Below are 19,221 nucleotides of genomic sequence, written 5' to 3' on the forward strand. Positions count from 1 at the left end.
ACACAGATATCGGATAAATAAAGCGAAACGAGAGCAATTAACCGGAATTTGCGGTCAAATAAGCGGCAAAAGAGGGGGTTTCCGGAGCTATATCTGGTCCGGCAGAGCAGGAAAACTCAGCGATAGGAAGGGGACGCAAGACTCAGTGCAGAAGACATAAAAAAAGCCCCTGAAAAGGGGCTGATTCGTGACGGGAAAAGCATCCATGCTCATTCGCATTTCCGCTTAACAATTTAGCTTTCGCTGGTGGCCGTTGCACGCTGCAGAACATGCTCCAGAGCCTGACGGTAAATATCCTGCTTAGCCACGTCACGCTCGCTCTCGAGGCGATTAATCAGGCCCAGCACGACGTCTTTATCTGAGACATGGGCTTTCGAACGGGCGAGTTCAGCGTGGACCGCCGCGATAACCTGTTGTTCGGTGGTCATGGCGGTGCCAGAGTTCATGAAGTAATCAGAAATCTGAGACTCTGTATTCATCGTTGTTTGCATGTCAGGCCTCATAAGAAATTGGGGAAGAATGCGTCGATTCAGATCCGGTTGCCGGCTGACGCAAAAAAAATGCATCTGAAGGTGGAAATCCACAACACCTTCAGATGCGGTGCAAAGCACCTTTCGTTACAAGTGATTTAACATCACGAGACAAAGTTATACAAGAATTGCAAACTTGTACAATGAAATTTGACAAAAATTAACTGGTTGGTGGTGTATATAAAATGCATGTTTTAGGCGTGCAAATAGATTGTTGCCGATTAATGCATAAAATACAGGGTATTGAGGATTTTCTCAGGACGATCAGGATTTTCAGGTCAAAAGGCCGAGGATTTTACTGATAACACCCTGACGTGCTAAAAGGGCATTTTTGGATGGATTTCAGCAAAAGCTGTACAGGTTTTAGCGCAGAAAAAACGCAGGGTGCAACGGTACTGCTGCAATCCTGGCCGTCTGACAGGCCACGCCACATAATTCGCTTCCCACGCCTGAAGCAGAAGGCTAAGGTTAAGCCCTTATTCATCACAAGGAAATGATCATGGTTCACGACTATTTCGCGATTCCGCCTGCGGGCGTGACTCAGGAACAACATAAACGTTCAGTGGCGGTGGCAGCTGCGCTGTCAGTGGCAAAAGAGTCCGTCAGTGCCTCCACGTCGGCAACCGGCTCAAAAACCTCTTGGGACCTGCAGGCCGTGGCGAATGAAATTGGTAATCTGGCCGATGCGATTCAGGATGCGCTGGAGAGTGACAGCCAGGCTTAACCCCTGACCTGCAACGCCTGAGGCCGTTGCCGGAGCGGGGCAGGTCCGGAGAATGGCAGCGTTCAGGAGCCGGTCATATCCGGCAATCGGACGCTGCCACAAGCCCGCTTATTCCACGGCAGGCGGCTCATATTTAATATATTCACGCAAGGCATCATGGATGGCCTGATTATTACCTTCCTCCAGACCGCGTTCGGCATATTCCTTCGCCAGCGCCGCCAGCACATCGTCAAACTTCCCTTTGTAATTAAGATTATTCAGCGCGATTTGCTGACCGAGTATCGCTTTTAATACCGTGGTCTCAACCTTTAACTGTGCGACTGCCTCTTCCAGATGTTTGATTCGATCGTCGTCTGCCATAACCCCTCCGTGCTTTAAAAAGGCAGAATAACCAGCCCGCTCGTAATATTCAAACCTCCGCGAATGCCAGAGAGGCGTTGTCAGATTTTCCTTAAGTCAGAATAATCAGCGGCGGAATTTATAAGATTAGTTACTGGAAGAAAAAACGCGGATATTTCCACAGTGCGGCGAAAGTAACCCGTTTCCGCTTACTCTCGCGGCAATGCGAAAAAAGTGGTTAAAAAAAAGTGCATTACCATCAACCCCTTCGCTTAAAAAACTTTTCTGTTACTTGATTAAAAGGGGGATTAGCTATTACTGTATTTATATACAGTAATTTGAAAAAGGAGTGACATTATGGAATTCATTAAACCTGCGGACATTCGCGCCGTTATGCCGTTACCGCTTTATATCGAACGTGTGCCCTGTGGATTTCCCTCCCCGGCGCAGGATTATGTCGAACAACGTATCGATCTCAATGCGCTGATGGTCCAGCACCCCAGCGCCACCTATTTTGTCCGGGTCAGTGGCGAGTCGATGATTGAGGCGGGCATTAACGATGGTGACATGCTGGTGGTCGACAGCTCACTCAACGCCTCACACGGCGATATCGTGGTCGCCGCCGTCGACGGTGAATTCACCGTTAAACGTCTCCAGCTTCATCCCTGCCTGCAACTGATGCCGATGAATACCAAATTTAAACCGATCGCTATCCAGACCGAAGATGCGCTGGAGGTGTTTGGCGTGGTGACCTTTGTGATTAAAGCGACACACTGATCATGTTTGCGCTGGTCGATGTGAACTGCTTTTATGCCTCGTGTGAGACTGTGTTCCGGCCCGATCTCCGAGGTAAACCGGTGGTAGTGCTGTCGAACAATGACGGCTGTGTGATTGCCCGCAGCGCCGAGGCAAAGAAAGCCGGCATTAAAATGGGCGCGCCCTATTTTAAAATGCGTGAAGAGCTGACGCGTCACGCGGTGCAGGTCTTCAGCTCGAATTATGCGCTCTACGCCGACATGAGCCTGCGGGTGATGACCATACTGGAAGAGATGGCCCCGTCGGTGGAGATCTACTCGATCGACGAGGCCTTTATGGATCTCACCGGCGTGCAGAACTGTATGGCGCTGGAGACCTTTGGCCGTCAGGTCAGAGAGCGGATACGCAAAGAGACCCATCTGACCGTCGGCGTCGGCATTGCCCAGACCAAAACGCTGGCCAAGCTGGCGAATTTTGCGGCCAAAAAGTGGAGCAAAACCGGCGGTATTGTCGACCTGTCGGACCCCGAACGGCAAAGAAAGCTGCTGGCGCTGATTGATGTGGCTGACGTCTGGGGCGTCGGTCACCGGATCGGCAAACGGCTCAACGCCATGGGCGTCATAACCGCGAAAGATCTGGCCGATCAAAGCACCGAGTCCATTCGCAAACAGTTCAGCGTGGTGATGGAGCGCACTGTCAGAGAGCTGCGCGGCGAATCCTGCCTGGAGCTGGAGTCGGTGACACCGATAAAACAGCAAATCATGTGTTCACGTTCGTTTGGCAGCCGTATCTCCGACTACCATCAGATGCGCGAGGCCGTCTGCGCCTATGCCGAGCGCGCGGCAGAAAAGCTGCGTCGTGAAAATCAATATTGTCGCCAGATAGGGGTGTTTGTGCGTACCAGCCCGCATGCGACTGACGAACCCTTTTATGGCAATCAGTCCACCGGCCAGTTGCTGATCCCGACGCAGGATACCCGCGACATTGTCAGCGTCGCGATGGCGTGTCTGGATAATATCTGGATTGAGGGACATCGCTACATGAAAGCGGGCATCGTGCTGGGGGATTTTTTCAGCCAGGGTGTGGCTCAGTTGGATCTGTTTGACGAACATCAGCCACGCCGCAATAGCGAAGAGCTGATGAAGCTGATCGACACCGTCAACAAGCTCGGCAGCGGAAAGCTCTGGTTTGCGGGGCAGGGGATCAACAAAGCCTGGTCGATGAAGCGCGAGATGCTGTCGCCTGCCTATACCACACGGGTAACCGATCTGCCGGTGGTTGCGCTAAAGTAGAGGCGGGCATAAAAAGTGCCGGAATAACGGTTCTGAGGCAGAACCCTATAATCAGTAAACAGACACTTTCTGGTATCACGCTTTCCGCACAGAGAAATTCTGCACTTTCCTTTCCCCACCTGGGATTCTGTGCCAGGCTTTCACGCTTTATTTTATAGCGTGGAAAATTAAGGCCTGTCTCGTGAAAACTTCAATCTTACTGACACTCGTAGCAGCGATTAGCTGTTCTGTTTTTGCCGCCCGTGGTGGGTTTGAAACCCAGACAGCCAAACATCCACAGGCACAGCGGGTGACGGAAAGCGGGGAGCCGCTGACGCGCTGATAGGGGACGTGGGGGAGAATTAACGACCAAACAGCAGGCTGATGAGCGCGCGGTAATGGCGCTCTTCTTCCTCAGTGGACGCCGTTTCAAGCCGTAACAGGAGTTTGGTGCAGATCGATTTGCGATTCACGTTCCCTCCGGCATTCAGAATGTCCACCACCACCTGTCCCAGCGTCTCCTGCTGCGAAGGCAGGCTTGCCGCATTGAAATAACGGGCAATATCGTCTGCCGTCCGCGGCAGTCTCTGGGTTGGGTACATGGGTGAGTTCCTGGATGGTGATAGAGAAACGATCAGATAGCCGCGAAGTTATACAATAGCAGTGCAACTGTACAGCTATTTCAGCCGTGATGGTTAATGAGTTGATTATCCCGGACGCCGGGGCAAAGAGAGACGGGGTAAACCGGGCCGCAGAGGGAAATACCCTCAGGCTGACAGGCACCGGACGGGCGTCCGGCGCCATGTGAAATGAACAGCAATGACTCGTACATAATTAACGATAATCTTTAAGGGAAACCGGAGCCTGTCCGGTCTCAACCAGCCAGTTCAGTTCGGCGCGATCGCGGGTTTTGGGATCAATGAAACCTTTGAGCCAGTTTCGCGCATCTGCAATCTGCTCTACCCGATCATCGCTGCGCTCGTTCTCAGCCATTTCGCCCAGCTGGCGAATCAATGATACCAGGGTGATTTCCTGCTCTTCAAATGCCAGATTAATGGCTGCTTCACCAAGAATCATATGACCGGTTGTTTTATCGTGATAAACCATCTGTACCCTCCTGATTAAATAGCGATATAAATATTCTAGTTAAAGGTGTGCTGGACTAAAAGGTCGCAAATCCCGGCTGAAGGCAGTTAAAAATAGCGAAAATAAACTGAACCTTTAAGCGAGGCGCTAACCTGCTGATAGTAAATAATAAAAGCAGGCCGTATTGATTCAGCAGAAAAACACTGAGCTATTATGCTGGTCAAAAAACAGGGGCGTTGCCTGAAATTCAGATAAGGAAAGCGCCTGTGAAATTCATATTTTGTAATACTTCCGGCTCGATGACTGTCAGTGCTTAGCAATATTATTGCCATGCTTCTCCGGATATTTCTGATTTAATAGAGATCGGGAATAGACATCTTTTTGTCCCAGTCAGCGCACTGGTTACAGGCAAAAATAAAGCCGCCCGAGGGCGGCTTTATTAACGGGCTAACAGCACACTGTTTATTTGTGCGGAACTTCAGAGACGGCTTTAACGTCTGCTTTATTAATCTGCTGCTTCACGCCATTTGCATCGGTATACGCCAGCAGGCCAGCATCCGATTCAGAAGGCTTGCCATCACTAATAATGGTGCGTCCATCGTTAGTCTGAATCGCATAACTGGTACGGGTGCAGCCGGTTAATACGGTCATACCAATCAATGCAGCGAGAGGTAAAATCAGCGCTTTTTTCATCGTCTTCACCTTATATTAGTTGTCGAGTTCACTCATATTACTGATCTCATTACGATTGATCTGCTCAGTTTTACCTGTCTGAGCATTACGGTAAGAAACCAGACCCGTATCTGAATCAATCTGCGGTTTGCCATCAGTCACAATCGTGCGGCCATCAGTGGTCTTAATCGACTGATTCGAGGCGCAGCCTGCCAGCGTACCTAAAGAGAGGGCCAGCAACGCGATGGCTGACAGGGATTTCAATTTCATTTTCTGCTCCATGAATTATATCCAGACGTTTACAGCATAGACGGCTTTATAAAGTTTGCTGACCCTGTAGCGTCTCGTTGCCTGTTTTTTAGACAAAATCAGCGGGCAGGCGGACGATTAGGCGATATAACGCCGGGAAAGAGCATTTATTGCAAATGTAAAACGCGTTTCAGCGGATCATTCATCACAGCGAAATAACATCGAGGCCATCGCGGGAAATAAGCCTGCGGATATTTAGCAAAAGCCGGAATAACCCTACGGTAATACACCGGATTGGCATTAATATCTGGCGGGATGCGCGGGTCCGATCCCTGGCGAGTTATCGGACCCGTAGAGAAGGGGATCAGAGAACGGAGTCTTCGCCCGCTTTGGCGGCCGCTTTTTCAGCTTTCATGGCGCTGACCGGGTCTGATGCGCTCAGCCAGCGGTCGAATTTCTGGTAGGTGTCAATAAAGGTTTTAAAGTAGCTGCTGGCGATGGTGGCATTCTCTTTGTGGTTCATAAACGCCACTGCCAGCTTGAATGCATCTTCGTTATCAAATTTCATGTTTGTCTTCCTCGCTTAAGAATCTATAGAGCGTAGCCTGAGAACGCGGCCTGCGCATTCAGACAACCGCCTGAAAAGGCGCAATAATTCAGCCTGCCTGACAGCATCCACCAGATTGGCGCGGATTCCCACTTACTTCGCGCTAAATCCTTCTTATAATGCCAGCTTCACTCGTGAAGGAGACCCGCTTATGTTGAAAGGATTAACCGTTGCCGCGGTGCTGCTGCTCTCGGGCTGTAGCCTGATGCATAAACAACCACCGTCGCCGCAGACCCTGCACTATCGCTGCGGAACGCTGCCGCTGACCGTAACGCTGGACGAGGCGAAGCAGCAGGTGAGCTTCATCATGGACGGCAAGCCCCTGACGCTGAAGCAGACCGTATCTGCCTCCGGCGCGCGCTACAGCGATGACACTTATGTTTTCTGGTCCAAAGGAAACGGCGCATTTATCGAACGTAACGATAAAATTGTCGTGAATGATTGTGAGCTGCAACCTGCCAGCTGACTTTATCTCTGAATAGGCGAGCATTAATGAGCGACAGCGAAACGCTACACACCATTGCCCATCTGCGGCGTGAATATACCCGCGGCGGATTGCGTCGTAAGGATCTGCCGGATAATCCGATTGCGCTGTTTGAACAGTGGCTGAGCCAGGCCTGTGAGGCAAAACTGCCCGATCCTACCGCCATGACCGTGGCTACCGTGGATGAGCAGGGCCAGCCGTGGCAGCGTATCGTGTTGCTGAAACACTTTGATGCGCAGGGCATGATCTTTTACACCAACCTCGGCAGCCGTAAGGCGTTGCAGCTGGCGCACAATCCGCGCATTTGCCTGCACTTCCCGTGGCACTTTCTGGAGCGTCAGGTGATGGTGCTGGGCGAAGTGGAAAAACTGTCGCCGCTGGAGGTGCTGAAATATTTCCACAGCCGTCCGCGCGACAGTCAGATTGGTGCGTGGGTGTCGAAGCAGTCGAGCCGGATTTCGGCACGTGGCATTCTGGAAGGGAAGTTCCTGGAGCTTAAGCAGAAGTTCCAGCAGGGCGAAGTGCCGCTGCCCAGCTTCTGGGGGGGGTATCGGGTGAAATTTCATACGGTGGAGTTCTGGCAGGGAGGCGAACATCGTCTGCACGATCGTTTCATCTATCAGCGCGATCATGATGGCTGGAAAATCGACCGTCTGGCACCCTGAATCTGCACGATTTACCCCTATCAGCGCTGGCACAGAAGGCGTCAGCGCTTTATGCTATAGCCCTGTTTTTTTTCGATTCCGCAACTCGGCGGAAAGCTGTGTACCAGCATAGGTGCAGTCTGATCAATTTGGAGTCAGTAATGACCAGCAGTAACCTGATACAACAATTGCAGGAGAGGGGCCTTATCGCCCAGGTGACGGATGAAGACGCGTTAACAGAGAAACTGGCGCAGGGGCCAATTTCGCTCTATTGCGGCTTCGACCCCACTGCTGACAGCTTGCATTTGGGCCATCTGGTACCGCTGCTCTGCCTGAAGCGTTTTCAGGATGCCGGCCACAAGCCGGTGGCACTGGTCGGCGGTGCAACCGGCCTGATTGGCGACCCGAGCTTTAAAGCCGCAGAGCGTAAACTTAATACCAGCGAAACCGTCAACGAATGGGTTGAAAAGATCCGCCAGCAGGTGGCGCCATTCCTCGACTTCGATTGCGGCAGCAACAGCGCCATCGCCGCCAACAACTACGACTGGTTTGGCAGCATGAACGTGCTGACCTTCCTGCGTGATATCGGCAAGCACTTCTCTGTTAACCAGATGATCAACAAAGAAGCGGTGAAGCAGCGTCTGAACCGTGACGATCAGGGCATCTCCTTTACTGAGTTCTCCTACAATCTGCTGCAGGGTTACGACTTCGCCTGCCTGAACGAGCTGCACGGCGTGTCGCTGCAGATTGGCGGCTCCGATCAGTGGGGTAACATCACCTCCGGTATCGATCTGACCCGTCGTCTGCATCAGAACCAGGTCTTTGGCCTGACCGTTCCGCTGATCACCAAGTCTGACGGTACCAAATTCGGTAAAACCGAAGGCGGCGCAGTCTGGCTGGATGCGAAGAAAACCAGCCCGTACAAGTTCTATCAGTTCTGGATTAACACTGCGGATGCTGACGTCTATCGCTTCCTGAAGTTCTTCACCTTCCTGAACATTGACGAGATTAACGCGCTGGAAGAAGAGGACAAAAACAGCGGCACCGCGCCACGTGCACAGTATGTGCTGGCTGAGCAGGTGACGCGTCTGGTGCATGGCGAAGCGGGCCTGTCGGCGGCGAAACGCATTACCGCCAGCCTCTTCTCCGGTTCCGTGAGCGAAATGACCGAAGCGGACTTTGAGCAACTGGCGCAGGATGGTATGCCAACCATCCTGCTGGGCGCTGACGATGATCTGCAGCAGGCGCTGGTGAAAGCCGAGCTGGTACCGTCACGTGGTCAGGCACGCACCATGATCGGCTCCAATGCCGTTTCTCTGAACGGTGAAAAGCAGTCTGATGCGGAATACCGCTTCAGCGACAGCGATAAACTGTTTAACCGCTATACGCTGCTGCGTCGCGGCAAGAAACATTACTGCCTGATTAACTGGCAGTAAGATTTCAGGGCCGGTTTCCGGCCCTTTTTTATGGCAAGGCAGGACAGGGCAAACAAGTGAAAAATATCTTAGCGATTCAGTCGCACGTTGTTTTTGGTCACGCCGGTAACGCGGCGGCTGAGTTTCCGATGCGCCGCCTGGGTGCAAACGTCTGGCCGCTGAATACCGTGCAGTTTTCCAACCATACGCAGTATGGCCACTGGACCGGCACGGTGATGCCTGCAACGCATTTAACTGACATCGTTAAAGGCATTGCGGACATCGACCGTCTGAAGACCTGTGACGCGGTGCTGAGCGGTTATCTGGGCTCGGCGGAGCAGGGTGAGCAGATTCTGCAGATTGTTCGTCAGGTAAAAGCGGCCAACCCGAATGCCTGGTATTTCTGCGACCCGGTGATGGGTCATCCGGAGAAAGGCTGCATTGTGGCACCGGGTGTGGCGGAGTTTCACTGCAAAATGGCGATGCCTGCCAGCGACATTATCGCCCCGAACCTGCTTGAGCTGGAGATGCTGAGCGAGCGCACTATCACGGACGTCGATGCGGCGGTAGACGCTGCGCGGGCGCTGATTGCCCAGGGACCACGTGTGGTGCTGGTGAAGCATCTGGCACGTGCCGGTCGTCGCAGCGATCGTTTTGAGATGCTGCTGGTGACGGCGGAAGATGCCTGGCACATCAGCCGTCCGCTGGTCGATTTCGGTGTCCGTCAGCCGGTCGGCGTGGGCGATCTGACCAGCGGTCTGCTGCTGGTGAATCTGCTGCACGGCAAATCCCTGCAGGATGCGCTGGAGCACGTGACCGCGGCGGTGTATGAGGTGATGCTGAAAACCCATGAGATGGGCGAGTATGAACTGCAGCTGGTGGCGGCACAGGATGCTATCGCCAGTCCAACGCAGCACTTCGCGGCAGAAAAGCTGTAAAGCAAAAGGGCCGGTTAACCGGCCCTGTTCACTCAGGCTAAGCCTTCCGCTTTCAGCGCCGCCTGCACCGCAGGACGTTCCGCAACGCGATCAAACCACGCGCCCAGCGCCGTAAAGCCGGATAAATCCAGTCCCAGCGCTTTTGCCCAGCGCGTCACCACAAACAGATAGGCATCCGCTACGCTGAAATGCATCCCTGTCAGCCACTGTTTGTCACGCAATGACTCATCGACATAGCGGAATTTTGCTTCCAGCTGGCTGCGGGTCTGCGCCTTCACCTCATCGGAGTATCCCGGGCGGAACAGCGGACCGAAGCTTTTGTGCAGCTCGCTGCCGATGAAGCTGAGCCACTCCACGGTGTGATAACGTGTCAGGCTACCGACCGGTGCCAGCAGATGACGATCGGGCTTAAGGTCAGCCAGATACTGCACAATCGCGACGCCTTCTGTCAGTACGGTGCCATCGCTGAGCAGCAGCGCGGGCACCTGGCCCTTAGGATTGACCTTGCGAAAGTCGTCGCCGCGTTCAGTGAGTTTTGTTGCCAGATCAACATTCACCTGAGTGAAGTCCAGCCCGCATTCGCGCATAACAATGTGGGGAGAGAGAGAGCAGGCTCCTGCTTTGCAAAACAGTTTCATGACCATGTACTCCTTGTTGCAATGGGATCACAGCATAGTAAAGGCTCAGGGTGGAATTACCAGTGATAAGGATCAGGGATCTGCAGAGGGCGTTGCGGCGGGGCATAAAAAAGCCGGGCAGAGCCCGGCTTAACTTAAACGCGGTGGCGATGACGCCTGCGTCTTATAATTTTGCGTCGCTGTCCTGCGCCTGGGTCATACGGTTCAGCAACGGAGCCGTAATCAGCATCAGCAGAGCAATCACTGCCGTCACGATACCAATCTCCTGGAAGACGCGGCTGTAGGTCGCCAGCGAAACCAGGGGATCGTTCACATTTTCAGGCACGGCCATCAGGTTTGCCACTTTACCGGCAATCACGGCTGCGCCCGCAGTGGTCAGGAACCAGGAGCCCATGATGAAGCCCATCAGACGCTGTGGCACCAGCTGCGCCACCATCGCCAGGCCGAGGCCGGAGATCATCAGCTCACCGATACTTTGCAGCGCATAGCTCAGGATCAGCCAGTTAACCGAAACGATACCGGCATCGCTGGCGAACTTCGCGCCCACCGGCAGCACCAGGAACGCCGCAGAGCAGAGCACCATACCAAAGGCAAACTTGTGCGGCATCGGCAGTTTGTCGCCCAGCTTGTTATACAGCGCCGCCAGCAGCGGACTCGCCAGCATGATCCAGAACGGGTTCAGCGCCTGGAACTGCTCGGGCGCAAAGGTAATGCCGAAAATGGTGTGCTCAACGTTGCGGATAGCGAAAAAGTTGAGTGACGTTGGCATCTGCATATAAAGCACGAAGAACAGAATCGCTTCGACCATTAGCAGGAAGGCAACAATCATCTTACGACGCGCCGCGCCCTGCAGGGCGAAGGCTTCTTTGGCAAACACCAGCACGATACCCAGCGCAATCACCGCCAGTACCAGGCGTGCAATAGACTGGTGATGCAGCATCCAGTTGGCTAGCGCGATCAGTACGACGATGCCGACCAGGGTCATCAGCAGTTTGCCGACCTGCAATGGCGCAAAGTCCGGCTTAGAACCGTAATCTTTGACCATGCGTTTGCAGAACAGGAAGTTAAACAGGGTGATAATCAGACCGATAACGCATAGCGAGAAGGCCACGCTGTAACCATATTTCGCCGCTAACCACGGTGTCAGCATCATCGAGAAGAGCGAACCGATGTTGATCGACATATAGAACATGGTGAACGCACCGTCTAAACGCGGATCATCTTTGTCGTAGCAGGTAGAGAGCAGTGAAGAGGGGTTTGCCTTGAACAGGCCGCTGCCCACCGCGATGGTTGCCATACCGACATAGACGATGCTGACGTTATGACCGGAGAACGCCACCAGCGCATAGCCCAGAGCCAGCACCAGAACACCCAGTACGATGACGCGTTTGGTGCCCAGCACCTTGTCACCGAGCCAGCCGCCGATGGCGACCAGACCATAAACCAGCGCACTGAATGAAGAGAACAGGGTAATAGAGTCTGATTCGGACAATCCCAGTTGCTTCACCAGGTAAACCGCCATAATGGCCTGCAGGCCATAGAAACCAAAACGTTCCCACAACTCAATCGAGAAGATTAAGTAGAACGCCTTCGGCTGTTTAAACGCATTGAGACTGACAGCCTCATCAGTGTGTTTGTTTGCAGTTGACACATGTACCTCAGTTTTTTCATACCCTGTTTCGGGACAGGAATTAAGTCCGCGTCATGTGAGTTTTCCATGCGCAAGATTGTTATTAGAAGGGAAAAGCGGCGACTAATTTGGCTGATTACGGGCGGCAGGGCAAGAATTTTCTGACAACTCGTCAGGTTCAGAAATGTTGGGTTAAAAAACTTATAACAAACTGTTAATTGGTTTTAAATGTTGAGCCGATGAAAAATATCAGTACAGATACTCTGGATAAGCGCCGCAGACGGGAGAGTATTAACATTAACTGCTAATGCGGCGTTAACCAGATAAATCGGTTGTTGAATAATAATCAGACAGCACTAACGGCAGGTTGCTGGCTGATATGCAGTCAATCTGACGAATTATCAGGCGTAACGCGCCCGCCATTGCCGGAAAAACAGCCAGAGAGCGATCCGGCGCACAAACAGATGATTTATTTCAGAAAGGAAAAAAAGAAACCGATTGCGTCATGCGGTCTGGCGCGTGAGCACAGGGCGGTGTAAGCCAGTGGCAAGAGAAAACAGGCCCGGCCAGTCGGTGAAATATCGCGCAGGCGTGTTAAAAAACTTATCAATACGCCGCGGCATCATCTCTCTCTCGACAGAAAATTAACATTCCTGTAACCTCTCAATTTCCCCCAGAAGGATCAGTTAATGTCGTCTCCTCTGCGTTTATCTCTCGTTGGTGACTACCGCGCCGATGCGGTTGCCCATCAGGCCATTCCCCTTGCCATTGAACGTGCTGCACGCTGGCTGAACATCTCCGTTGAAGCGGAGTGGATCGCTACCGACCAGCTTGACCAGACCGACCTCACGCGCAGTGACGCGGTGTGGGTTGTGCCGGGCAGTCCATATCGTAACGATGCCGGTGTTTTTGAAACCCTTCGCTGGGCGCGGGAGAGCGGGAAGCCGTTGCTGGGTTCCTGCGGGGGATTCCAGTATGCGGTGATCGAGTATGCGCGCAACGTACTGGGCTGGCACGATGCCAGTCATGCAGAGACCGACACCGGCGGACGGATGGTCATTGCCCCGCTGAGTTGCTCGCTGGTGGAGCAGCGCGGCATAGTGAGGTTTGAAGCAGATTCACGTATCGCCAGGGCCTACGGCACACTGGAGAGCGATGAGGGCTATCACTGTAACTTTGGCGTTAACCCGGACTTCAGTGACGCGCTGGGCGATAACACGCTGCGCATCACCGCCTGGGATGAGGCGGGTGATGTGCGCGGTGTGGAGTTGCCGGGTCATCCCTTCTATGTGGCGACGCTGTTCCAGTCAGAGCGCGCGGCACTGCAGGACAAATCGTCTCCGCTGGTGATTGCCTGGATGCAGGCGGCGCTGGCGCAACGCTAAACAGAGCCATCCTGTGACAGTGTCACAGGATGGCAGTTATCAGCGCAGCAGCGCCGGACGTTTTGCATTAAACGACCAGTTATCAATCAGAAACTGCATGCCCAGCGCGTCGTTACGGTTTTTATCGGGTAGCGAATGGTAGAGTGCATGGGCGGCTTCGACCCGCGCCATATCCAGGGTAATACCCAGCCCTGGCCCCTCTGGCAGTTCCAGATATCCATCCCGAATCTGCGGCGCATGCTGCGTCAGTTGCTGGCCATCCTGCCAGATCCAGTGGGTATCAAAGGCGGTAAGGCGAGCGCCCGGTGCGGCGGCCCCCAGATGCGCCACCATGGCCAGTGACACGTCAAAATGGTTGTTTGAGTGGCACCCAGTGGTCAGGCCCCACTCATTGCAGAGCTGCGCCACGGTATGCGCGTTACGCATCGTCCAGAAGTGCGGATCGGCCAGGGGAATGTCGATGGCGTTGAGCTGCAGAGCATGCTGCAACTGTCGCCAGTCATTGGCGATCATATTAGTGGCGACCGGAATGCCTGTGGCCCGCTTAAACTCCGCCAGCGTTTCCCGGCCGGAATAACCCTGCTCGGCGCCGCAGGGATCTTCCAGATAGGGAATGCGGCCCGCCAGCTGTTTGCCATAATAAATAGCCTCATCCAGCGACCAGCTGGCGTTGGGATCAACCGTGACCCGCGCCTGTGGAAAACGTGCCAGCAGGGCGTTAACCGTCTCCACTTCCACTTCGGCATGATGTACGCCGCCCTTGAGTTTGAAATCCCGGAAGCCATAACGATCCGCTGCCGCCTCCGCCAGCCGCACTACACCTTCCGCATCCATCGCTTTCTCATGACGCAGTTGCAGCCAGGCATCGCCGCCAGCGTGTCCCGCCTGATAGTTCATGCTGGTCAGGTTGCGGTCGGCGATATAGAACAGATAGCCGAGGACCGGCACCCGATCGCGCTGCTTGCCGCTGGCAAGTAACTCGGCAACCGGCAGATTCAGGTGCTGACCCAACAGATCCAGCAACGCCGCTTCAATCGCCGCGGTGGCGTTGTAAAACTTCTCCGGGTTCATCTGTGGAATATGAATGTCGTCGGTATGCGCGGTCTGCTGGTGGCGTGCGTCGCTGGCAAACAGCGTGGCGATAGTGGCATTCAGCCGCAGCAGTTCGCTGCCCTCAATCTGCGGACGAAAGCGCTCCAGCAGCGCCAGTGTTGAGGCGTGGCAGGGACTTTCGCCGACGCCGGTACGGCCTGCGGAATCGGTCAGGATCACCAGGATGCGGGTAAAGTAGCAGTTGTGCGCGCCGCCAATATTCAGCAGCATGCTGTCATATCCGGCGACGGGCACCACCCGCATTGTTTTAATGACTGGACTGTCTGACATGTTGATTCTCCATAGGATCGAGGGAAGGCGGGGACGGCTTGCGGCGCAGCAGCAGCCACAGACCGGTCAGGAGTGAGACGCTGGTCAGGGCATAGAGTCCGCCGGTAGTGGAGCCGGTCGTCATCTCCAGATAGCCAAACACCGTCGGTGCGAAGAAGCCGCCCAGGTTGCCCACAGAGTTCACCAGTGCGATACCCGGTGCGACAATCGAGGCGGGCAGCTCTCCCTGCGGCATCGGCCAGAAAAAGGTGGCGCTGACTTTCGAGCCAATACAGGCCACGATCATCGCCAGGAAGCCAAACCACGGGGAACCCAGCGTGGCCATAAAAGTGCCGCAGGCCGCGACCAGCATGGCGACGCCCAGCGCTTTATCGAGTTTGTCGCGGTGGCGATCTGAAAAGCGGCTCAGCAGATTGATGGCAATAATGGCGCAAAGCCACGGCACGGCGGTGAGAATACCGATGCCAAAACTGCTGAAGCCCTGAATGCGCTGAATAATCTGCGGCAGCCAGAACACCAGCGTATAACCGGTCATGGTCATGGTGAAGAAGATTGCGCAGAAGAACAGCAGGCTGCGGTTGCGTAACAGCGACATTTTGCCTGGGGCGCGATTAAGCTCGTCACGCTGTGTCTCTTCATTTTGCAGCTGCTGCACCAGCGCCTGTTTCTCCGCGTCACTCAGCCAGCGCGCATCGCCAGGTCGCGACACCAGCACCCAGGCGGCGAGAATGCCGACCAGCACGGAGGCACCACCTTCGAGAAACATCACCCATTTCCAGCCGGCAATGCCCATAAAATCGTGCATCATCAGGATGGCGCCGGTAATCGGCCCGGAGAAAAGAAAGGCACCAGCGGTGGCACTCAGCACCATGGCGGTGGCCCGACCGCGCCAGGCATTCGGTACCCATTGACGGAAATAGAACAGCACGCCAGGAAAGAAGCCCGCTTCAGCCACGCCGAGTAAAAAACGCAGCAGATAAAACTGGATGGGTGAGGTGACAAATCCGGTCAGGACGACCACCAGTCCCCAGGTAATCATGATGCGCGTCAGCCAGACGCGAGCGCCAAAGCGCTTCATCATCAGGTTACTCGGCACCTCAAACAGCGCATAGCCGATAAAAAACAGGCCCGCGCCCAGACCAAAGGCTGCCGCGCTGATCCCGGCATCGGTGCGCAGTTCCGCCTTGATAAAGCCAATGTTGGCACGGTCAATCTGGTTAATGATCAGCATCACCACCAGCATCGGGATGATATGGGTGAAGAACTTTTTGATGGCGGAGGCGATCAGCTCATCGTGCTGCGGGGACAAGGCGCTATCCATCGGTCTTCCTCATGAGAAACGTAAAGAAGAGCAAAGTGTAGGGCGCTGAAAAGGGCGGCTCTATGGGCATTCGCCCAGGACCAGATGGGCGTCCGGCCTGGGTGGCTGTGTTATCAATATGTTACTGGATAAGGCGGGCGAAGCGGCTGCGTAAAACTGTGGCAGCGATCAACAATGTGAGACGTTAGTTCAGTCTGGCAGGGAGCGGAAAGCCAGAAGCGGAGCGCCAGCGATAAAACTGCACCCGTGCTCCGCAGACCGGCTTCAGCCGCTAAACTGACGGCGCTGGGCAATCTCTTCAGCACGCAGCAGCAATTCCTGCAGATCATCCTGATCAATATCCAGCAGTTCACCACCCTCTAATGCCTGATGCAGATCGGCGCGCGTCAGCGGGACCGGCATCGCAACCGGCTCGGGTTTAACTTCCTGAGGCGCCAGCGGGTGGGGGTAGCGACGACCGGCCAGATTATTTAACAGCAGGGCCAGTAGCGCCAGGGTCAATGAGTTAAGCAGAATCGGAGTCAGGACAAACTGATAACCCAGTTGCTGTACTGAAGGCCCGCCCAGAATAGCAGTCAGGGCCACTGCGCCGCCAGGCGGATGCAGACAGCGCAGCTGGAACATCAGCAGGATCGCCACACACGCCGCGACGCCGCAGGCGATGGCCGGATCGGGGATCAGCCTGCTGACAGTGACGCCTGCCAGCGCAGAAAGAGTGTTGCCGCCGACTATCGCCCATGGCTGAGCCAGCGGACTGGCGGGCAGACCAAAGAGCAACACCGCCGAGGCACCCACAGGGGCAACGAACCACAGATTCAGTTCGCCCAGCATCCAGTGGCTCAGCAGGCTGGTCAGCACCAGGCCAATGCCTGCACCAAGTCCGGCGATCACGACATGCTTTTTACTTACCGCCAGCGGATGTGGCCAGAGTCGCGCCAGAAACAGGCGCAGCGAATGCTTCCCTGCAGCAGGTCCTTTGTTCATTACTTTACTCACCGTGTCATAACATTTTCTTATCGTCAGGGGCGGCGATTTTCCATCATCAACATCAATGTAACAACCCGACAAACTGTGGCGTTATTCAGATGAGTCAGAGAGTGCGGTGAATAAGGGGATAAAGCAGGGCGTGAGGTTGCAGAGCTTTTAACCAGACAATAAAAAACCCGCCGCAGCGGGTTAATCAGGGGAATTACTCGACTTTATCGGGATACTCGCAAAGATCTTCTATCAGGCAGGAGCCGCAGCGCGGTTTACGCGCCACGCAGGTGTAGCGCCCGTGCAGAATCAGCCAGTGATGGCAGTCAACCTTATACGCAGCCGGAACCACCTTCAGCAGCTTCTGCTCGACCTCTTCCACATTCTTACCCGGCGCAAATTTTGTCCGGTTGCTGACGCGAAAGATATGCGTATCGACGGCAATCGTCGGCCAGCCAAATGCGGTGTTGAGCACCACGTTAGCGGTTTTACGGCCTACACCGGGCAAAGCTTCCAGCGCCGCACGATCTTCCGGCACTTCGCCGTTATGCTGTTCCAGCAGAATGCGGCAGGTCTTAATCACATTTTCCGCTTTGCTGTTAAACAGGCCGATGGTTTTGATGTATTCCTTTACGCCATCCACGCCCAGCGCCAGCATCGCGGCAGGCGTATTCGCCACCGGATAGAGCTTTGCAGTGGCTTTGTTGACGCTGACATCAGTCGCCTGCGCCGAGAGCAGCACCGCAATCAGCAGCTCAAACGGCGAGCTGAAGTTCAGCTCGGTGGTCGGATGCGGATTGTTCTGCTGTAGCCGATGGAGAATCTCGGTGCGTTTGGTCTGATTCACACTGGTTTTCCGACGACGTTCTGAGGCGCAGCGGTTTCGGCGGCCTGAGCACGCAGCGCTGCACGCTGTTTCATCTTCTGATCGATCAGGTATTTGCACGCCAGCATCATGCCCAGGCCGATAAACGCGCCAGGCGGCAGCATCGCCAGCAGCATCGGTGAGTCAAAGTGAACCACTTCGATACGCAGCGATTTCGCCCACGGGCCAAGCAGCTGATCGGCACCGTTAAACAGCGTGCCACTGCCGATAATTTCGCGCAGCGAACCCAGCACCACCATGGCGCAGGTCGCGCCCATGCCGATGGCGAAGCCATCCAGCGCGGCAAGCGGGATGCTGCTCTTAGAGGCGACGGCTTCGGCACGGCCAACCACGATGCAGTTGGTTACGATCAGCGGGATAAAAATCCCCAGCGACTGATAAAGGCCGTAGGCATAGGCGTTGATCAGCATCTGCACGCAGCTCACCACTGAGGCGATGATCATGACATAAATCGGGATACGGATTTCCGACGGCACCCAGCGCCGCGAGGCGGAAATAAAACTGTTGGTCAGTGTCAGCACCAGCGTGGTAGCCAGACCTAAACCCAGCGCATTCGTCGCCGTTGCCGTAACCGCCAGCAGCGGGCAGAGGCCCAGCAGCTGCACCAGTGCCGAGTTGTTCTTCCACAGTCCACCTACCAGCAGACTTTTAGCTTCACTCATTTGCGTCTCCACATGCCGGTAACGAAGAGAGTCTCTCCGGAAGCGTTTTCATCAACAGCGCGGTGCGTTTCGTCGCATTGACCACCGCGCGTGGGGTAATGGTGGCGCCGGTAAACTGATCAAAGTCGCCGCCATCTTTTTTAACCGCAAACGCTTTATCCGACGGACCATGAACCACTTTGCCATTAAAGCTGTTAATCCAGTCAGAGATGCGCAGTTCGATCTTATCGCCCAGGCCTGGCGTTTCATGGTGTTCGATCACCCGCACGCCCAGTACTTTACCCTGGAAATCGGCACCGACCAGCATCTGTATCGCACCAGAATAGCCGTCAGGGGCGGTTGTCTCCAGTGCGGCAGCAACCGGCTGGCCGCCTTTACGCGCCAGGAAGAGATGGTGCGGGGCATTATTGCCCAGCGCTGCATCCGTGACAACGTAACAATCCTGCTGAATGTTGTTGTCATACAGCTCTGTAGGCACCACCTGATCCAGCAGGTTTTTCTGCTGCAGCAGGGTCTGATGTTCCACCGTCGGCTTGGTGACCGTATTCACGACTGCCGTAGCCGCCGTGGTGATCGCGGCGAAAATCGCCAGCGTGACCCCATTTTTGCGAATCGTCTCCAGCATC

At 54.7% G+C, this 19,221-nt stretch carries 23 protein-coding genes; 8 read left to right on the top strand and 15 right to left on the bottom strand.

What is annotated here, in order from left to right; all coding sequences use genetic code 11:
• Positions 1-233: 233 nt before the first annotated feature.
• Entirely contained in the window at positions 234-428 is a 195-nt protein-coding gene (locus tag ACN1CO_RS05045) for a biofilm development regulator YmgB/AriR family protein (RefSeq protein WP_419138086.1), read from the bottom strand.
• A 601-nt stretch (positions 429-1,029) separates the two neighbouring features.
• On the opposite strand from ACN1CO_RS05045, the gene ACN1CO_RS05050 reads away from it, so the two are divergent.
• A complete protein-coding gene (locus ACN1CO_RS05050; RefSeq protein ID WP_283545489.1) occupies positions 1,030-1,254 on the top strand; it encodes a hypothetical protein in 225 nt (74 codons plus the stop codon).
• A 108-nt stretch (positions 1,255-1,362) separates the two neighbouring features.
• Here ACN1CO_RS05050 and ACN1CO_RS05055 read toward each other — a convergent pair whose 3' ends face one another.
• Positions 1,363-1,614, bottom strand: a complete 252-nt coding sequence (locus ACN1CO_RS05055; RefSeq protein WP_419138087.1) for a hypothetical protein — start codon at positions 1,612-1,614, stop codon at positions 1,363-1,365.
• A gap of 336 nt (positions 1,615-1,950) precedes the next feature.
• On the opposite strand from ACN1CO_RS05055, the gene umuD reads away from it, so the two are divergent.
• Both umuD and umuC read left to right on the top strand, forming a co-directional pair.
• On the top strand, positions 1,951-2,370 hold the full coding sequence (umuD, locus tag ACN1CO_RS05060; RefSeq protein WP_419138088.1) for a translesion error-prone DNA polymerase V autoproteolytic subunit: 420 nt from the start codon (positions 1,951-1,953) through the stop codon (positions 2,368-2,370).
• Between the two features lie 2 nt (positions 2,371-2,372).
• Entirely contained in the window at positions 2,373-3,641 is a 1,269-nt protein-coding gene (umuC, locus tag ACN1CO_RS05065) for a translesion error-prone DNA polymerase V subunit UmuC (RefSeq protein WP_419138089.1), read from the top strand.
• 341 nt (positions 3,642-3,982) lie between these two features.
• Here umuC and ycgZ read toward each other — a convergent pair whose 3' ends face one another.
• The 5 genes from ycgZ to ACN1CO_RS05090 form a co-directional block, all read right to left on the bottom strand.
• Entirely contained in the window at positions 3,983-4,222 is a 240-nt protein-coding gene (ycgZ, locus tag ACN1CO_RS05070) for a regulatory protein YcgZ (RefSeq protein WP_419138090.1), read from the bottom strand.
• A gap of 232 nt (positions 4,223-4,454) precedes the next feature.
• The gene (locus tag ACN1CO_RS05075) at positions 4,455-4,727 is read right to left on the bottom strand and encodes a hypothetical protein (protein WP_419138091.1); all 273 of its coding nucleotides are present in this window, start codon (positions 4,725-4,727) and stop codon (positions 4,455-4,457) included.
• A 441-nt stretch (positions 4,728-5,168) separates the two neighbouring features.
• Positions 5,169-5,399: a YgdI/YgdR family lipoprotein gene (locus ACN1CO_RS05080; protein WP_003848985.1), complete on the bottom strand. Its 231-nt coding sequence runs from the start codon at positions 5,397-5,399 to the stop codon at positions 5,169-5,171.
• A 15-nt stretch (positions 5,400-5,414) separates the two neighbouring features.
• Positions 5,415-5,648, bottom strand: coding sequence for a YgdI/YgdR family lipoprotein (locus ACN1CO_RS05085; RefSeq protein ID WP_283545467.1), 234 nt, complete (start codon positions 5,646-5,648; stop codon positions 5,415-5,417).
• A gap of 343 nt (positions 5,649-5,991) precedes the next feature.
• The gene (locus tag ACN1CO_RS05090) at positions 5,992-6,195 is read right to left on the bottom strand and encodes a hypothetical protein (RefSeq protein ID WP_009090370.1); all 204 of its coding nucleotides are present in this window, start codon (positions 6,193-6,195) and stop codon (positions 5,992-5,994) included.
• Positions 6,196-6,385: 190 nt separating this feature from the next.
• Between ACN1CO_RS05090 and ACN1CO_RS05095 the strand changes: the two genes are divergently transcribed.
• The 4 genes from ACN1CO_RS05095 to pdxY all read left to right on the top strand — a co-directional run bounded on the left by ACN1CO_RS05095 (position 6,386) and on the right by pdxY (position 9,715).
• Positions 6,386-6,700 (top strand): MliC family protein, encoded by a 315-nt coding sequence (locus ACN1CO_RS05095; RefSeq protein ID WP_419138092.1) that lies wholly within the window; start codon positions 6,386-6,388, stop codon positions 6,698-6,700.
• Positions 6,701-6,726: 26 nt separating this feature from the next.
• Positions 6,727-7,383 carry a pyridoxamine 5'-phosphate oxidase gene (pdxH, locus tag ACN1CO_RS05100; protein ID WP_419138093.1) on the top strand — a complete coding sequence of 219 codons (657 nt, stop codon included), beginning with the start codon at positions 6,727-6,729 and terminating at the stop codon, positions 7,381-7,383.
• A 140-nt stretch (positions 7,384-7,523) separates the two neighbouring features.
• The gene (gene tyrS / locus ACN1CO_RS05105; RefSeq protein WP_419138094.1) at positions 7,524-8,798 is read left to right on the top strand and encodes a tyrosine--tRNA ligase; all 1,275 of its coding nucleotides are present in this window, start codon (positions 7,524-7,526) and stop codon (positions 8,796-8,798) included.
• Between the two features lie 56 nt (positions 8,799-8,854).
• Positions 8,855-9,715, top strand: a complete 861-nt coding sequence (pdxY, locus tag ACN1CO_RS05110; protein ID WP_419138095.1) for a pyridoxal kinase PdxY — start codon at positions 8,855-8,857, stop codon at positions 9,713-9,715.
• Between the two features lie 32 nt (positions 9,716-9,747).
• Here the strand turns inward: pdxY and gstA are convergent, their stop codons facing one another.
• A complete protein-coding gene (gene gstA, locus ACN1CO_RS05115; RefSeq protein WP_419138096.1) occupies positions 9,748-10,353 on the bottom strand; it encodes a glutathione transferase GstA in 606 nt (201 codons plus the stop codon).
• A gap of 163 nt (positions 10,354-10,516) precedes the next feature.
• Positions 10,517-12,004 carry a dipeptide/tripeptide permease DtpA gene (dtpA, locus tag ACN1CO_RS05120; RefSeq protein ID WP_419138097.1) on the bottom strand — a complete coding sequence of 496 codons (1,488 nt, stop codon included), beginning with the start codon at positions 12,002-12,004 and terminating at the stop codon, positions 10,517-10,519.
• A gap of 668 nt (positions 12,005-12,672) precedes the next feature.
• On the opposite strand from dtpA, the gene ACN1CO_RS05125 reads away from it, so the two are divergent.
• Positions 12,673-13,368 (top strand): CTP synthase, encoded by a 696-nt coding sequence (locus ACN1CO_RS05125; RefSeq protein ID WP_419138098.1) that lies wholly within the window; start codon positions 12,673-12,675, stop codon positions 13,366-13,368.
• A gap of 39 nt (positions 13,369-13,407) precedes the next feature.
• On the opposite strand, the gene ACN1CO_RS05130 is transcribed toward ACN1CO_RS05125, so the two are convergent.
• The 6 genes from ACN1CO_RS05130 to rsxG all read right to left on the bottom strand — a co-directional run bounded on the left by ACN1CO_RS05130 (position 13,408) and on the right by rsxG (position 19,220).
• Positions 13,408-14,751, bottom strand: coding sequence for an enolase C-terminal domain-like protein (locus tag ACN1CO_RS05130; RefSeq protein ID WP_419138099.1), 1,344 nt, complete (start codon positions 14,749-14,751; stop codon positions 13,408-13,410).
• Complete coding sequence (locus ACN1CO_RS05135; RefSeq protein WP_419138100.1) at positions 14,729-16,072, bottom strand: MFS transporter; 1,344 nt, start codon at positions 16,070-16,072, stop codon at positions 14,729-14,731. The genes ACN1CO_RS05130 and ACN1CO_RS05135 overlap by 23 nt, the downstream gene beginning before the upstream one ends.
• Positions 16,073-16,336: 264 nt before the next feature.
• Positions 16,337-17,056, bottom strand: a complete 720-nt coding sequence (locus tag ACN1CO_RS05140; RefSeq protein ID WP_419138101.1) for an HPP family protein — start codon at positions 17,054-17,056, stop codon at positions 16,337-16,339.
• 205 nt (positions 17,057-17,261) lie between these two features.
• Positions 17,262-17,894 carry an endonuclease III gene (nth, locus tag ACN1CO_RS05145; RefSeq protein WP_003849001.1) on the bottom strand — a complete coding sequence of 211 codons (633 nt, stop codon included), beginning with the start codon at positions 17,892-17,894 and terminating at the stop codon, positions 17,262-17,264.
• Positions 17,891-18,595 (bottom strand): electron transport complex subunit E, encoded by a 705-nt coding sequence (locus ACN1CO_RS05150; protein ID WP_419138102.1) that lies wholly within the window; start codon positions 18,593-18,595, stop codon positions 17,891-17,893. Before ACN1CO_RS05150 ends, nth begins: the two co-directional genes overlap by 4 nt.
• Positions 18,588-19,220: an electron transport complex subunit RsxG gene (rsxG, locus tag ACN1CO_RS05155; protein ID WP_419138103.1), complete on the bottom strand. Its 633-nt coding sequence runs from the start codon at positions 19,218-19,220 to the stop codon at positions 18,588-18,590. Before rsxG ends, ACN1CO_RS05150 begins: the two co-directional genes overlap by 8 nt.
• Between the last annotated feature and the right edge of the window lies 1 nt (position 19,221).

It is taken from the genome of Pantoea sp. R13S299 (assembly GCF_048515925.1).
GTDB lineage: Bacteria > Pseudomonadota > Gammaproteobacteria > Enterobacterales > Enterobacteriaceae > Pantoea.

What these genes read in the sequence shown, in the direction of transcription:
- ACN1CO_RS05045 (WP_419138086.1), bottom strand. Translation starts at nt 428, where the DNA reads ATGACCACCGAACAACAGGTTATCGCGGCGGTCCACGCTGAACTCGCC.
- ACN1CO_RS05050 (WP_283545489.1), top strand. Translation starts at nt 1,030, where the DNA reads ATGGTTCACGACTATTTCGCGATTCCGCCTGCGGGCGTGACTCAGGAA.
- ACN1CO_RS05055 (WP_419138087.1), bottom strand. Translation starts at nt 1,614, where the DNA reads ATGGCAGACGACGATCGAATCAAACATCTGGAAGAGGCAGTCGCACAG.
- umuD (WP_419138088.1), top strand. Translation starts at nt 1,951, where the DNA reads ATGGAATTCATTAAACCTGCGGACATTCGCGCCGTTATGCCGTTACCG.
- umuC (WP_419138089.1), top strand. Translation starts at nt 2,373, where the DNA reads ATGTTTGCGCTGGTCGATGTGAACTGCTTTTATGCCTCGTGTGAGACT.
- ycgZ (WP_419138090.1), bottom strand. Translation starts at nt 4,222, where the DNA reads ATGTACCCAACCCAGAGACTGCCGCGGACGGCAGACGATATTGCCCGT.
- ACN1CO_RS05075 (WP_419138091.1), bottom strand. Translation starts at nt 4,727, where the DNA reads ATGGTTTATCACGATAAAACAACCGGTCATATGATTCTTGGTGAAGCA.
- ACN1CO_RS05080 (WP_003848985.1), bottom strand. Translation starts at nt 5,399, where the DNA reads ATGAAAAAAGCGCTGATTTTACCTCTCGCTGCATTGATTGGTATGACC.
- ACN1CO_RS05085 (WP_283545467.1), bottom strand. Translation starts at nt 5,648, where the DNA reads ATGAAATTGAAATCCCTGTCAGCCATCGCGTTGCTGGCCCTCTCTTTA.
- ACN1CO_RS05090 (WP_009090370.1), bottom strand. Translation starts at nt 6,195, where the DNA reads ATGAAATTTGATAACGAAGATGCATTCAAGCTGGCAGTGGCGTTTATG.
- ACN1CO_RS05095 (WP_419138092.1), top strand. Translation starts at nt 6,386, where the DNA reads ATGTTGAAAGGATTAACCGTTGCCGCGGTGCTGCTGCTCTCGGGCTGT.
- pdxH (WP_419138093.1), top strand. Translation starts at nt 6,727, where the DNA reads ATGAGCGACAGCGAAACGCTACACACCATTGCCCATCTGCGGCGTGAA.
- tyrS (WP_419138094.1), top strand. Translation starts at nt 7,524, where the DNA reads ATGACCAGCAGTAACCTGATACAACAATTGCAGGAGAGGGGCCTTATC.
- gstA (WP_419138096.1), bottom strand. Translation starts at nt 10,353, where the DNA reads ATGAAACTGTTTTGCAAAGCAGGAGCCTGCTCTCTCTCTCCCCACATT.
- ACN1CO_RS05125 (WP_419138098.1), top strand. Translation starts at nt 12,673, where the DNA reads ATGTCGTCTCCTCTGCGTTTATCTCTCGTTGGTGACTACCGCGCCGAT.
- ACN1CO_RS05130 (WP_419138099.1), bottom strand. Translation starts at nt 14,751, where the DNA reads ATGTCAGACAGTCCAGTCATTAAAACAATGCGGGTGGTGCCCGTCGCC.
- ACN1CO_RS05135 (WP_419138100.1), bottom strand. Translation starts at nt 16,072, where the DNA reads ATGGATAGCGCCTTGTCCCCGCAGCACGATGAGCTGATCGCCTCCGCC.
- ACN1CO_RS05140 (WP_419138101.1), bottom strand. Translation starts at nt 17,056, where the DNA reads ATGAACAAAGGACCTGCTGCAGGGAAGCATTCGCTGCGCCTGTTTCTG.
- ACN1CO_RS05150 (WP_419138102.1), bottom strand. Translation starts at nt 18,595, where the DNA reads ATGAGTGAAGCTAAAAGTCTGCTGGTAGGTGGACTGTGGAAGAACAAC.
- rsxG (WP_419138103.1), bottom strand. Translation starts at nt 19,220, where the DNA reads ATGCTGGAGACGATTCGCAAAAATGGGGTCACGCTGGCGATTTTCGCC.